Source organism: Acetoanaerobium sticklandii (assembly GCF_000196455.1).
Classification (GTDB): Bacteria; Bacillota; Clostridia; order Peptostreptococcales; family Filifactoraceae; genus Acetoanaerobium; species Acetoanaerobium sticklandii.
On sequence record NC_014614.1, the window covers coordinates 2,617,847 to 2,631,529 of the forward strand.

Below are 13,683 nucleotides of genomic sequence, written 5' to 3' on the forward strand. Positions count from 1 at the left end.
TAATGAACTATGAATTTGATGCTGTTAAGGTGAGAGACGAAATAATAAAATGGTTAAAAGACTACAAAGAATCAACTGGCTTAACTAAAGTAGTACTAGGCATATCAGGAGGTAAAGATAGCAGCGTGGTTGCAGCTCTTTGCGCTAGAGCTTACGGTAAAGAAAATGTCTATGGAATTCTAATGCCAAATGGAGATCAGATAGATATAGCTGATAGTCATAAGGTATGTGAAGCTTTAGGTATAAACTCAAGAGTAATAAATATAAAACCAGTATATGACGCTGAGCTAGCGGTACTTGAATCAACTGGAGATGAAATATCAGTAGATGCAAAGATAAATATAGCTCCTCGTATCCGTATGATGACTCTTTATGCATGGGGACAATCCCACCACTGCCGAGTATGTGGCACAGGAAACTTGAGCGAACTAACACTAGGATATTTTACTAAATATGGGGACGGTGGAGTAGATTTTAACCCTATAGCAAACCTTACAAGCGTAGAAGTAGTGGAAGTAGGAGATACCTTAGAAGAACTCCCATATGACTTAGTTCACAAAACTCCAACTGATGGACTTTCTGGAAAATCCGATGAGGAAAGACTTGGATTAAAATATGAGGATGTTCATAAATATATAAGAAATCTTGAGCTTGATAATCAAGAAACTGTAGAAAAAATTAAAAAGCTAGAAAAGGCAGCTCTTCATAAGAGAACTTCCATCCCTACTTTTGCTTATACTAAATAGACCTGCATATGCAGGTCTATTTCATTAACATTTTTACAAATAGTAACGAATCTTTATTGTAGAGCTTTTTCCACTTGGAGTTGTGTTTAAAATCATATCTTTATCTGTCCTCAGTTTGTACATTGCACTACACACTGATGGCATTTTATTAACCAACTTCATTTCTTTATGGATGTCACCTGAAATTATATCAATGTATTTATATCCTTTTATTTTGCTTTGTGCCATTATATCTTTTATATAAGACACAATACTTAAAGTTAAACCTTTAGAAGCATTGTTATTTAAACTGGTTTTTAGATTGTTATTTTTCGTAGTTTCATTTGTTTTATCTATAATAACTGGTACATTATTTAATGATTTATCAAATTCACCATCAATCATATTTTTTAAATCGCTTATCTCAGAGTTTGATAACTGTCTTGCGTTTAGTCCCTGAGTATTCCATAAACCACTCTGAGCGATTTCTAACTTTGGACTATGTTTACCAAGCCATGAATCAGAACTATAAAAATCGTTAGTGTTATTTAATAGTGAAATTAAACCTTCTTCAATTCTCAAGCGTTTTTCCTTAGTCTCTACTTCAAAACAGACAAATGAAATATTGTTGTGAAGATAGTTAGTTACTTCTTTTTCTATAGATAATTTATTTTCACTATTAATAGCATCTAAAAATTTAGTTCTAGTATCTGCTTTAGATTCATCTAAAGACCATATATATTCATAGGGATTTTTATTTTTATGAAGTAAAGCTAGCCCTATATTTTTTCTAAATATACTGCCATCTTTATTCTCTTTTTGAAAATGATCTTTGAGTCTATTTTTTAATCTTCCATCAGATTTATGTGTCCCTATTCTTACAATTCTATCAAAATATCCATACTTCTCACCACGTTCAAACATAACATAAATCCCGTTTTCAAATGGTATTTGAGTTATATCATAGTGATATAATCTGTTAGCATTATTAAATAGTTCATGAATTTCTTTACAGTAATTATCTTCTTCTGCATATTGGTTGTTTTCAATCATTAAATTTAATTTTGGAATCCAGTTTCCAATTCTTTCAGATTTAAGTGGTATCTTATATTTAGAAAAATATGGAATCAGATTTTCATAATATATTTTTCCAGCTATAATCGTAAACTCATCACTGTCTAACAAAAATTCATTTTTCATAGATAAAATTACATTATTAGACCACAACAGTCTTTCTTTAGAGGATTTATCTTTTAATGCTTCATTATATGGTTTTATTACTTCATACTCAGAAATTAATCCATATTTAGCTGATAAAATATATATCTTGTCAGAAGTTTTTTTTGCATATTGATAGGAAAGCCTAAATCGTGAACTCTCTGAATACATCTCACTTACTCTACATGGATAATTCTTTTTTCTACTTGTACAAGATAACAAAGCCACTTTCATATGAAGCCTCCATTTCTCAGATAATTTATATTTTAAGGGCAATAATTTTTATTATTTATAATCTTTTCATCAATTCAATAAGGCGCCTATTAATAAATATTTTGTCTTTTCCCCTCACTTCTACTGTAAGAATATTCGTTTCAGCTAGTTCGTTTAAGTAGTTTGATGCTGTTTTTCTTGTTACATTCAGTTCATTTTCTACGCTAGAAATCCGTGTATAAAATTCTGTAAAAATGAGATTTACTAATTCTTTTGAATGAATTTTAGGTAACTTTTCTTTTATTTCAATTGATGTTTCTTCAATTAGTTTATTTAGTTCTTTGAGTATCCTTAGTGAGCGGTCTGAGGTATTTTGGATACCTTTCAGTATATATATAATCCAGTCTTCCCAGTTTCCTTGTGTATGAATTTCATTGAGTAGCCTATAATACTCGCTCTTTGTTTCAAGGACATATTTGCTAAGATACAATATTGGTGAATCCAACAAATCCTTCATTACAAGATAAAGTTCGTTTATGATTCTTCCAGTTCTTCCATTACCATCATAAAATGGGTGGATGCTTTCAAACTGATAATGGATAACTGCAAGCTTAATCAGTGGATCTATATCGTCATCAATATTTATAAACTGCTCTAAATTCCATAATAATTCTCTAAGTTCTTCTTCTGTTCCTGGTGGTCTATAGATTATTTCTCCAGTCTTATCGTTCATTAAAACAGTTCCACCCTGTGTTCTGATTCCAGCATTATTTTCCTCTATTATTGATTGAATTTCTACAATCATGTTTGTTGTTAATATACCATTCTCTCTGATTAGAGTAATTCCTCTCCACAATGCATCTTTATAGTTTAAAACTTCTTTTGCAGAGCTACTAGAGTAATTTTTATTTGAAAGCGATTGAAAAAGCTCATCATGTGTAGTTATAATATTTTCAATTTCTGAGCTTTCTTTAGCTTCATTTATAGTGATGGCATTGATAAGTATATTTTTATTTGGTACTATTTCTGAATAACCTTTTAGCTCAGCTATTCGACGATTCGCTTTTGCAACTTCCCTCATAATTTCTACAGTTTCAATATTCACTAGCTTATTATTCCACCTTGGGGGTAATTTTTCTAATTTTTTATTCATAAGAATCTCCTCGTGTGTAATATATACTATATTTTACTCCTATTCTAAGTATATGTGTAATAATTACTCACGTCAAATGAATATGGGTAATTTATTTAATATTTTACTCATTTATATGGAATGCCGTTTATTATACCTATAATAAACCAAAGTTTATCATTAATTTAGCTTTTATGAACTTGCATTTTACTCCCATTTAAAAAATCTAATAGCTACAGCCACTGAAACAACTGCTATCCCTGTCATTATAATAGCTGGAACCACTATGACTTTGCTGTCAACCCCTAGGCCTAAAGATGAGGCTTTTAGCAATTTTATTCCCTGTGTAAGAGGAAGTATATCTACTGTTTTTTGAAGTGCATTAGGCATAACTTCATACGGAAGTGTCGCTCCTGAAAAAATGAGCATAGGAAAATATAATATGCTCGCTATTATTCCTGCCATTTTCGTATTTGGTGCAATTCCTCCTACCATCATTCCTATACTAAACATAGATACCATCACTAAAATGTATGCTCCTATAAAAGTCCCTATATCTCCACGAAATTGATATCCAAAGAAGAGTTTTGCAACAAAATATAAAAGAAATAAAGATAAAACTGCATATAAAAAATATATAGTTACTTGAACTAATAAAATCATAGCTGGACTAACAGGAGTTACCTTATATCTTTTTAGTATGTTTTTCCCTCTATACTCTGATATAACCAGTGGCAATCCCATGACACCCCCTGCACAAATAGAAATCGTAGCTAGTGCTCCAAATGACTGCTCTAAAAAAGAATACCCTGCCCCTTCAAATGCTGGCTTATTTCCATAAATAACTCCGAGAATAATAAGCACCACCAGCGGAGCACAAATAGCAAATATAAACATATCCATCCCTCTAAGAGACAGCTTTAGCTCTGTTTTTAGCATTGTACTAAAGGTTTTCATTAGCTTCTTCCTCCTCATCTGTATACCAAAGATAAGCATCTTCAAATTTATCGCAGGGACTACTAGTTACCGCTTCTAGCACTGTCCCTTCAAACACAATCCTTCCTTTTTTTAAAATGCAAATTCTATCACACAACGCCTCCACCTCATCCATAAAATGTGAAGTGAGTAATATAGTTAAACCTTTTTCCTTTAGCCTCATAAGAGTCTTCCAAACATCTCTGCGAGCCTTTGCATCAAGTCCTGTTGTCAGCTCATCTAAAAAAACTACTTCAGGGTTGGGAATAAGAGCAAGCACTATAAATAAACGCTGTCTTTGTCCTCCAGATAAATCCTTTACAAGGCTTTTATGCTTATCACCAATACCAAACTCCATAAGTAGCTCAATATAATTTAAAGGATTCTGATATAAAGATGCTGTAACTTCACATAGCTCAGATACTTTAATTTGTTCTTGATAATTCATTTCTTGAAACTGAACCCCAACCTTTTCAAACAAGCTCTTGCGATCTGCTTTTGGATTAAGTTCCAAAATAGAAACCTGTCCACTATCTGGATTTTTTGTGCCTAAAATGCATTCAATAGTGGTGCTTTTTCCTGCTCCATTTGCTCCTAGCAATCCAAAAACCATTCCTCTACTTACTGATAAGCTCACATTATCTACTGCAATAAAATTGCCGTAGGATTTTGTAAGCTGCTCTACTTTGATTACTTCCTTCATATGACTACCTCCTTATTCTCTACAAAAAGAATACCACCAAGAAAAACCTTGGTGGTAAAGTGGAGAGTTTCAAAAAATCAAAACTCATAATTTGAGGCTTTCATATTTTGAAGCATAGCAATCATCTTACTAGCGTTATTTTCTGCATGTGACAAAGAAGTAATAAGATTATCACATACGGTTATAATATCTTCAGTCTCTTTTGGAGTATCAAGTACCTCCTTGATATCTATATCAGGATTTTTAGATAACTGACCTAGCATACGAAGAATTGAAGCTAAGGAATAGTTTGCACATCTAAGAGACCGAATTATTTTCAAATATCTTATATCTTTATCAGTATACACCCTATATCCATTTTGTTTACGCTTTATCGTCAGTAACCCGTTCATTTCCCAGTTTCTAAGAGTATCCATAGAAATACCTAGATAATTAGAAACCTCTTTTCGTTTAAAAAACCTCGTATTCTCATCCGCTTTGTCTGATAAAATCTGCTTTACTATCTCAATAGCTTCTTCAGCGTTTCTTCGCTCTATACTGACAAGCTCCAAGTATTCATTTGTAATGCTAAGTGCCGTATCAAAATCTCCCTTGGCAGATATCTTTAGCATCTGAATTATTTTCTGCCTGAGTCCATTTTGCAAGACTTCTATTTGAAAAGCGAGGCGAGCAAGCTTAAATTGATCAATATGAAAATCCGTAAATACACGGTAACCATTTGGCTGTCTTTTCACAACTGGAATAAGCTCTAGCTCTTCATATAACCTTACTGTATTTGAATGTATGCCTATTATTCTTGCGATTTCACCAGTCTTATAAACCCTCATCACCCTCACCTCCATGAACTAAATATACCATAAAGCGAAAGTATGGTGATATAATGGAGGGTCTAACTTTATCCATTTAATATATATCTACGTTGCTGCACTAGACGCTGCAGCTTCATCTGATTTTACACAATCTATAGCTACTACAACTGCAATTACTATGGTTTCCATAGCCTCATCAAAGATTTGAACCTTATAGGTGTCACCCCAAGTAAACCACTCTTTATTAACCTGACCTACAAGCTGGCCTTGCTTATAGACTTCAAAATCCATATCCCACCAATTTCCTTGCACTTCTATACCCTCAGCATCTATTGTGTATCTCGCTTTAAAAAATGAGAGCTCTTTAGTGATAGTAAGGATCTCTTTTCCTTGAACCTCTACAAAGAATTTAGGTAAAAAACTAAAAACCTTTTTAGTAATAAGAGCAACTTCGCCTCTATTTTCATTCATTATAGAAAATGTTTTAGGAATTTGAAAAAAGCTTCCCTCTACATAATAAACATCGTTTTGATTCTCATCCGTTACTGTGAATTTTTCTCCTATGCTAAATACCTTTTGCTTGATATATAGTTCCTTCATCGTCATCCTCCTTCGTAATTTAATCCCATTGTCCCGGAAATTTCATTTTCTTTAATTTCGGAAATTTCTTGTTGTATTCTTTTTAGGAAACCAAGCAAATTCAAGCCTTACTTCTTTTCTATCAATATCATCATTTGAATAGCAACAAGTATCCATTCCCATAATCGAAAATCCTTCATGAATATAAAAATCTATAGCATTTGCATTGCAAGACTGCGTTTCAAGTATTAAAGCTCTTCTGCGCTCTCTTTTTAATCTCTCTTTTGCCAGCTCTATAAGCTCATGACCTATACCTTTTTTTTGATGCTCTGGGGATACCCATAGTTCTGTGATTCTAAGCCTATTACTCCATTTTTCAGGAGCTGTTTCTATAGCCGCAATTAGTTCCCCTTGCTCAACTATCCCCCAAGCAAACTCATCATCCCAGTAGCCTTTGTAGAGTCTATCTGGAAAATTATATTCTTCAGGAGTGTGAGCTATAGCATTATCTAATTTTTTCTTTTCTATATCTATTCTAAATCCTTTATCTAGGTCCGTAATAATTACATCATAGTAATCATTTGTAGTATATTTTATTGGAATTATAGTGTCTTTCCACTGCTCTTTTGGCAAATGAATTATTTCATAGCTAATTATTTTATTGTCCAATGAATCACCCAGGCACTGCTCTATCCATGAATGCAGGACTTCTAGCTGAGATGGAGTATGAAACCAGTGCTCCGCTTGTTCTATTACTGTAAGGTTGCAATTGAACTTTGTGGCAAATGCTTTCATTAATTCATTGCCTGTGAATATGTCCTCTTTTGCAAATAAAATACAGGTTGGGATATCCCATTTTGATATTGGATTTTCCGCTGCATACTTAAAATATCTCCACGAGAGAATCTGTCCAGATGAAGTAGTAATATTCAGCTTTTCTTTAAGCTCATTTTGTGATATATTTTCGTATTTCATCATGTTGGAAATAAGATTTTCCATATCGATGATAGGAGATACAAAAATAGCTCTTTCTAGAATTTCATTATTCATCCCTTGCATACTAAACCACGCACCTATGCTGTTAGCAAATAATGATATGTGCTCCCAGTTCAATTTCATATATCCTATAACTAAATCTAACTCAGGCAAAACATCCCAAGGATTAAATGAATCAACCTCTTCTATGCGCTCCCCATGTTCTGGTAAATCTATACTTAAAACCTGATATGAAAACTTATTGGCGATTTTCGCAAATTGCTCTGCTTCATCTTTACTTCCGCCTTGTCCATGAACATAAAGATATACTTTGTCTGATGAATCTCCCCAAATAATAGCAGGAATGTTTTCTATATTTATTTTATTCTTTTCCATAATTATCCCCTAATTTTCAATTTTTCCCTAATACACTCTCAAACTAAATTTAACATAATGATTTCCAAAAATAGTTAATTTTTTATGTCAAAATCCTAATTTAACATCATCATAACCTGTTTATAGCTATTTGAATATCGAATAGTTATAAATGTTTAGGCTAATGAATTCTTAAACTACGCAATTTAAAGTTGCTTTATTTAGCTAAAAAGAAACATACAGTTTATGGAATTTTTTTTATTTTTGATGTAATCTGTTCTTAGCAAAAGATTGAAATATTGAGGGGGATAATTATGAGTTTCGGACAAAATATTCAATTTTTAAGAAAAATGAGAAATAAAATGACGCAAGAAGAATTGGCAGAAAAACTTGGTGTGAGCAGACAAACAGTATCAAAATGGGAACTAGATGTCATGTACCCTGAGATGGATAAAGTTATAGAGATATGCAAATTATTTTCTTGCAGTATGGATGAATTAATACGAAATGATATGAATGTAAGTGACGAAGCTTATTCAGACATAAGAATGGAATATGTTGAACCTTTTAGATATATTAGATATGCAGTTGTTAGTACAGAACCTGAAGATGATGCACTTGATCATGTAAAAAAATGGGCAAAAATGCTAAAAATTCAAAATCCAGAAATTATTGGCTGGGACTTCCCAGTATTATCACAAGAACAAATAAATGTGTTTAATATGCATGGTTACGTTGCCGCACTCATACTACCCGATAATGTTACAGAAACTGCTGATTTTATGGATATAGTAAATCAAGATAAGCAAAAATACATAGTCATAACTATCAAAGACCCAATGATAGCACCATTTAGATTGATTCCAAATGCATACAAGGTTCTCATGACTCATATGCATATAAATAAAATTCCTCATAAAGAAGATAAAAAAATCATTTCCTGCTTTGAAAAAGAATATTTTGTAAATGGAACCTCATACATGGACGTGTATATTGCAGTTGATGAAATAGAGTCATAATATGCGTTTAAATTAATTACATACTCCTAATTTATTTGGCTATCGCAAAGCTAGTATTTGTATTGAAGGCTTAGCATGCAATCAATTATATGGTTATTTCCCCATTTTATTCCATTTTGATAAGGTTAAGCCTTTTTCGTTTGGATTATGTATAATTGCCTTCATTATAATGATTATTAATTTAATTCTGCTCTTGTTTAGATTTCTTCTGCTTTCCTAAGAATCTTGTCCATAGCCTTACCTTTTGCTAGCTCATCTATTAGCTTATCTAGATATCTTATCTCTCTCATTATGGGCTCTTTAATATCTTCTACTCTCACTCCACATACGACTCCTTTGATAAGCTCTCTTGACGGATTCATTTCAGGAGCTTCTATAAAAAATGTTTCAAAAGCAACTCCCTTTTCCAGCTGCAGTTCTAGCTTTTCTTTACTATAACCTGTAAGCCAACATATGATTTCATCGACCTCTTCCTTTGTTCTTCCTTTTCGCTCTGCTTTTTCCACATACAGAGGATATACTTTTGATATGCTCATAGCATTGATATTATTTTTACTCATAAAAAACTCTCCTTTATCAAATAGTTTTTAGCCACAAGTCAATCTCTGCTAGTGCTTCTTTTTCATTGCTTAGCTTGATTTCTCCAGCTAACTTTCCATCTTTTATATAGATAACCTTTTTAGCCATTAATGCCATTTTTGCATCATGAGTGACTAGCATAATGCTTATACCTTCTTGATTGAGCTTTTTTAGTATTTCCATTACTTGACTTGCTGCCTCTGAGTTTAAGGCTCCTGTAGGCTCATCCATAAACAAAATCTCAGGACTATTTATCATGGCTCTGCAAATAGCTGCTCTTTGAAGCTGTCCACCAGAAACCTCTCTTATGTCCCTGTCCTTTATATCCTCTATCCCCATTTTGCTCATTAGCTCTGTGGCTCTTGCTCGTACTACCTCAATAGATTCTCTTTTAGCAACCATGCCTGGCAAAATTATATTATCAAAAATAGAGAGGTTCTTTAGCAGCTGAGAATTTTGAAATACAAAACCCATTTTATTAAGTCGAAATTTTGATAGCTCGGATTCGCTAAGCTTATAAACATCTATACCCTCAAATACAACTTCTCCTTCATCAGGATTATCCATGGAGCTAATGCTATAAAGAAGAGTAGACTTCCCTGAGCCAGATGGTCCCATAACAGCAGTAAAATCTCCCTTATTAATCTCTAAACTCACATTGTTAAGAACTACAGCATCTTTATATGACTTGCTTATATTTTTAACCTTTATCATTTGATTTCCCCTATTCTATTATTTGATTTCTAATATGGTACTTACTTACACCCTTGCTTATAACTGTCACTATAATTAAAACCGCTAAAATTTGAATCCCTGGACAAAATAAATATGCCTTTATAGGGTTAATTAGAAATTTTATCTTTGATGCTCCAAAACCAGACAGCATAAGTCCAAATATAGCTTCACCAAAATTATTTGCAAGTATGGTTCCTACTCCTATTCCAAATATCTGAATAGCCAAGATTCTAATTCCTAGCTGGATTCTTAAGTCATCATTAGAAAAACCTATAGCTTTTTTTATAGCTATAGCGTTCTGCTCTTTTGCCATTATTAATTTCAATATCATAGCTGTAATTAGCACGCTTAGAAACAGTGATATGATGACAGTCGCTACCTCAACTATACCCATAGTATCTGATATCCCTCCTAGTGTCTGAGCTATAAACTCTCTAACTGGAGTGACTTTGCTGTCAGTTAAAATCTCTCTTAGCTCACTTGCCTTTTTTTCTATATCTATTTCTTCTTTTAGATTTACATATACAATATAAGCATCTAAATCCTTTTCATTAAATTCAAGTTTTGCCTTTGCTGTTTTTCCACCATAGGTGATGTCTTGATATATCCCACTAACTATAAACTCTACTTCTTTATTCATATAATTTAATGTCAGATTCTCACCTATATTTTTATTTAGCTCTTTTGCATTAAGATATGACAAGGCTATTTCGTTATCATTAACTGGAGCTTTCCCTTCTAGATAATCAAGTGGAAACTTAGCCTGATTACCACTTTCTATTCTTATATTATCCCATTTGCCATCATTATTTAAAACCTGCGCACTTCCATACTGATATATAGCATATTTTTCAATATCAGCATCGTTATTTAGATGAGCTTCTAGTAGTTCTTTTTTTGCTTCTAAATCGCCTGTGTACTGGATATCAATTCTTAAATCACTTTCGCCTACACCCATATAGCTCATAAAGGAAGGATGATTTATTGTGTTTTTCATATTCATAGGAAGTAGTATCAAAAATGATGAGAAAATAAAAACTAAAAATACAACTATATATTGCCTATACTTACATTTTAGCTCTCCAAAAGCTATGCTAATATTAGGATATTTAAAGCCATTAGCTGGCAGCTTATAATGTCCTTCTCTTTTTACATCATCTTCACCTTTTAGCATCTGTAGCACAGTTTTCCTAAGGTTCCTACTGATTATGACTGTACAGCCTATTGTTACTATTACTAACTGAATCAGCACTCCTATAACTGGAATTCCCCATTTAATAAGCTCTATATTTCCTTTTGCTCTTCCATAATACAAAATTACAGATTCTGAAAGATAATCTCCTAATAAATTCCCACCTAAGTAGCCTATGATTCCCGCAACTATAGCTATGATTACATATTTTAACTGATATAGTTTTTTGATTTCTTTTTTAGTAAATCCAATAGCTCTCATCTCCCCTATGATACTGCTTTGCTCAGCTAGCGTAGCCCTAATTATATATGAAAGACATAAAAAAGCTATCCCTATTAGAAGCATACTTATTGCCATTATAATTATAATAATGATTCCATGAGAAAAAGTATTGAGCATAGTAATTAAACTGCCTGAAATTCCAACTCCATTTGATGGGAGCTTTGCCCCTATATAATCCGTTTCTAAAGAAGCTATAGAGCCTTCCTCTAGCAAAAATTCAAAGCAATACTCCCATTCACCTAGATTACTACTTAGCTCTAAAATATCAGCCTCATTTATTAACAATCTTTTAGATGATGTAAGCGCTGAGTTCATTTGAGCATCACGAATTATTGTAGATACTTTAAAATCTTTTGCATAGCTTCCTTTCTCTACTCTGATACTGTCTCCTAGCTCTACCCCTAGCTCCTGAGAATAGTATATAGGGATGCCTATTTCTCCTTTATCTATAATCGCAATTTCATTATTCATATCAAGCAAATAATCAAAGCTTTCATTTTGAGCCACAAAGCTATTATCCATAAGACTATTTTCAAAGGATTTTCCATTATGATATAGCTCTGAGTTTTTAATGTTGAGCATCTTTGTAACTTGAAAAGCCTCAATATAATCATGATTTTTTACAAAATCATCAATTGCCTTCTCGTCATAAGCTCCCTTATGCATCTGAATATAATCAGGTATCTGAGCCACCGTGCTAAGAGCATTAATAGAGGTTATGCTAGTCACACCTATTCTTAGTCCTCCAGTTAGAAGTACAGCAGATATCATTAAGAAAGCAAATAATATACTCGATATAATCCTGTTTTTTCTTATATCATTTACAACCAAGTTAAATAACAGCTTCATGATAGCTCCCCCTTTCTAAAGCTCTTACATTGTTTAATCTACCTACTACTACTCCAAGCATCGCAAGTTCTACCCCCACAATTATAATCATAAGTGCGATTCCTCTTCCTTCTCCTATTCCAATCACTCTGCCTAAAGCCATAGCAAAAGCAGAATTTCCCTTCATAAATGGTTCAAATATAAAATCAGAAAGCATGCCAGATAAAGCAAAAGCTACAATATATCCTAGCTGAGAAATCATGCCTGTAAATCCGAAGACTCTTCCCTGTAGCTTATTTGGTATATTTTTTCTTATCAGAACCTCTGCTCCTATTTGAACAGCTGGCATAAAAGCAAACATCATAAACCCAAATCCCGCTATTAAAACCATATTCTCTCTTACTCCTACAAGAAAATAAAATATCCCACATCCAACTAGCCCAACTGAAAGTAAGTTCACATAAGATTTAATTTCCTTCATCCATACTACAGCTATACTTCCTGCTATCATTCCAAATGCTATTACTGTAGTTATAATCCCTAGCTCTATTTCACTTGCAAAAGAAAGAATAAGCGGCTTACTCAGTATCTGAATAAATCCAAGACAAAATGTCGATATCGTCATAATTAAAATAAGTTCTTTGACTCCCTTTTTATCTCCTATAGCTTTGATGCCTAGTTTAAATTCACTTCCTAGATTTAATTTTGTATCTTTTGTATCTGATGAAACTTTATTTGTCATACCTCTTTTCACAAATACAATAATAATAGCAGTTGTAAAAAAAGTCATAATATCTATTCCTATAAGAACGCTGACATTAACTATACGAAGCAATAAGCCTGCAACCATAGGAGAAATTATAAGCTTTGCACTATTGGCAAGCTGCATCATTCCACTTGCTTTTGAATACTTTTCTTCTGGCAATAAATCAGTCACAGTTGCTTTAAATGCTGGTTCAGTAAGTGCTGTAAATATAGAGCTAATACCTATTCCAATAAGTATCCAAACTAAATCAGCTTTTTTCATTACTGCAAGCATACATATGCTTAACCCTACTGCAGATAGCAACTCTCCTAAAATCATCATCCATCTTCTATCATATCTGTCAGCCAGCACTCCTCCCACAGGAGCTAGTAAAATAGATGGTAAAAAAGCACATATACTAAATATCCCTGTAGTCGTCACAGAGCCTGTGAGCTTAAGAATATAAATAGCTAGGCCAAAAGCAGTCATCCCACTTCCTATGCTAGAGATAGTTTGTCCTAAAATTAGTAATTTGAATTTTTTATATCCTGAATCAAAGTTATTATTCATAGGTGTACATTCATACATAATATTCCCTT

The 13,683-nt window shown here is 32.9% G+C and carries 13 protein-coding genes; 2 read left to right on the forward strand and 11 right to left on the reverse strand.

The window, feature by feature from the left end:
* The first annotated feature begins 2 nt into the window (after nucleotides 1-2).
* A complete protein-coding gene (nadE, locus tag CLOST_RS12580; RefSeq protein WP_013362691.1) occupies nucleotides 3-746 on the forward strand; it encodes an NAD(+) synthase in 744 nt (247 codons plus the stop codon).
* Between the two features lie 33 nt (nucleotides 747-779).
* On the opposite strand, the gene CLOST_RS13985 is transcribed toward nadE, so the two are convergent.
* The 7 genes from CLOST_RS13985 to CLOST_RS14125 all read right to left on the reverse strand — a co-directional run bounded on the left by CLOST_RS13985 (nucleotide 780) and on the right by CLOST_RS14125 (nucleotide 7,725).
* A complete protein-coding gene (locus CLOST_RS13985) occupies nucleotides 780-2,177 on the reverse strand; it encodes a DUF6884 domain-containing protein (RefSeq protein ID WP_013362692.1) in 1,398 nt (465 codons plus the stop codon).
* Nucleotides 2,178-2,232: 55 nt separating this feature from the next.
* Entirely contained in the window at nucleotides 2,233-3,309 is a 1,077-nt protein-coding gene (locus tag CLOST_RS12590) for a Fic family protein (protein WP_013362693.1), read from the reverse strand.
* Between the two features lie 186 nt (nucleotides 3,310-3,495).
* Entirely contained in the window at nucleotides 3,496-4,245 is a 750-nt protein-coding gene (locus CLOST_RS12595; protein ID WP_041487228.1) for an ABC transporter permease, read from the reverse strand.
* Nucleotides 4,232-4,966 (reverse strand): ABC transporter ATP-binding protein, encoded by a 735-nt coding sequence (locus tag CLOST_RS12600; RefSeq protein ID WP_013362695.1) that lies wholly within the window; start codon nucleotides 4,964-4,966, stop codon nucleotides 4,232-4,234. Before CLOST_RS12600 ends, CLOST_RS12595 begins: the two co-directional genes overlap by 14 nt.
* 77 nt (nucleotides 4,967-5,043) lie before the next feature.
* Nucleotides 5,044-5,793, reverse strand: a complete 750-nt coding sequence (locus CLOST_RS12605; protein WP_013362696.1) for a MerR family transcriptional regulator — start codon at nucleotides 5,791-5,793, stop codon at nucleotides 5,044-5,046.
* An 87-nt stretch (nucleotides 5,794-5,880) separates the two neighbouring features.
* Nucleotides 5,881-6,375 (reverse strand): LURP-one-related/scramblase family protein, encoded by a 495-nt coding sequence (locus CLOST_RS12610; protein ID WP_013362697.1) that lies wholly within the window; start codon nucleotides 6,373-6,375, stop codon nucleotides 5,881-5,883.
* Between the two features lie 51 nt (nucleotides 6,376-6,426).
* The gene (locus CLOST_RS14125) at nucleotides 6,427-7,725 is read right to left on the reverse strand and encodes a GNAT family N-acetyltransferase (RefSeq protein ID WP_013362698.1); all 1,299 of its coding nucleotides are present in this window, start codon (nucleotides 7,723-7,725) and stop codon (nucleotides 6,427-6,429) included.
* A gap of 293 nt (nucleotides 7,726-8,018) precedes the next feature.
* Between CLOST_RS14125 and CLOST_RS12620 the strand changes: the two genes are divergently transcribed.
* Entirely contained in the window at nucleotides 8,019-8,723 is a 705-nt protein-coding gene (locus CLOST_RS12620; RefSeq protein WP_013362699.1) for a helix-turn-helix domain-containing protein, read from the forward strand.
* A gap of 197 nt (nucleotides 8,724-8,920) precedes the next feature.
* On the opposite strand, the gene CLOST_RS12625 is transcribed toward CLOST_RS12620, so the two are convergent.
* The 4 genes from CLOST_RS12625 to CLOST_RS12640 are packed head-to-tail and all read right to left on the reverse strand — an operon-like array spanning nucleotide 8,921 to nucleotide 13,672.
* Nucleotides 8,921-9,283: a DUF2200 domain-containing protein gene (locus CLOST_RS12625; RefSeq protein WP_013362700.1), complete on the reverse strand. Its 363-nt coding sequence runs from the start codon at nucleotides 9,281-9,283 to the stop codon at nucleotides 8,921-8,923.
* Between the two features lie 16 nt (nucleotides 9,284-9,299).
* Complete coding sequence (locus tag CLOST_RS12630; protein ID WP_013362701.1) at nucleotides 9,300-10,016, reverse strand: ABC transporter ATP-binding protein; 717 nt, start codon at nucleotides 10,014-10,016, stop codon at nucleotides 9,300-9,302.
* A gap of 10 nt (nucleotides 10,017-10,026) precedes the next feature.
* On the reverse strand, nucleotides 10,027-12,360 hold the full coding sequence (locus tag CLOST_RS12635) for an ABC transporter permease (RefSeq protein ID WP_049779829.1): 2,334 nt from the start codon (nucleotides 12,358-12,360) through the stop codon (nucleotides 10,027-10,029).
* The gene (locus tag CLOST_RS12640; RefSeq protein WP_013362703.1) at nucleotides 12,344-13,672 is read right to left on the reverse strand and encodes an MFS transporter; all 1,329 of its coding nucleotides are present in this window, start codon (nucleotides 13,670-13,672) and stop codon (nucleotides 12,344-12,346) included. The genes CLOST_RS12635 and CLOST_RS12640 overlap by 17 nt, the downstream gene beginning before the upstream one ends.
* Between the last annotated feature and the right edge of the window lie 11 nt (nucleotides 13,673-13,683).

Coding starts and splice junctions, on each gene's coding strand:
- nadE (WP_013362691.1), top strand. CDS start 3: ATGAACTATGAATTTGATGCTGTTAAGGTGAGAGACGAAATAATAAAA.
- CLOST_RS13985 (WP_013362692.1), bottom strand. CDS start 2,177: ATGAAAGTGGCTTTGTTATCTTGTACAAGTAGAAAAAAGAATTATCCA.
- CLOST_RS12590 (WP_013362693.1), bottom strand. CDS start 3,309: ATGAATAAAAAATTAGAAAAATTACCCCCAAGGTGGAATAATAAGCTA.
- CLOST_RS12595 (WP_041487228.1), bottom strand. CDS start 4,245: ATGAAAACCTTTAGTACAATGCTAAAAACAGAGCTAAAGCTGTCTCTT.
- CLOST_RS12600 (WP_013362695.1), bottom strand. CDS start 4,966: ATGAAGGAAGTAATCAAAGTAGAGCAGCTTACAAAATCCTACGGCAAT.
- CLOST_RS12605 (WP_013362696.1), bottom strand. CDS start 5,793: ATGAGGGTTTATAAGACTGGTGAAATCGCAAGAATAATAGGCATACAT.
- CLOST_RS12610 (WP_013362697.1), bottom strand. CDS start 6,375: ATGAAGGAACTATATATCAAGCAAAAGGTATTTAGCATAGGAGAAAAA.
- CLOST_RS14125 (WP_013362698.1), bottom strand. CDS start 7,725: ATGGAAAAGAATAAAATAAATATAGAAAACATTCCTGCTATTATTTGG.
- CLOST_RS12620 (WP_013362699.1), top strand. CDS start 8,019: ATGAGTTTCGGACAAAATATTCAATTTTTAAGAAAAATGAGAAATAAA.
- CLOST_RS12625 (WP_013362700.1), bottom strand. CDS start 9,283: ATGAGTAAAAATAATATCAATGCTATGAGCATATCAAAAGTATATCCT.
- CLOST_RS12630 (WP_013362701.1), bottom strand. CDS start 10,016: ATGATAAAGGTTAAAAATATAAGCAAGTCATATAAAGATGCTGTAGTT.
- CLOST_RS12635 (WP_049779829.1), bottom strand. CDS start 12,360: ATGAAGCTGTTATTTAACTTGGTTGTAAATGATATAAGAAAAAACAGG.
- CLOST_RS12640 (WP_013362703.1), bottom strand. CDS start 13,672: ATGTATGAATGTACACCTATGAATAATAACTTTGATTCAGGATATAAA.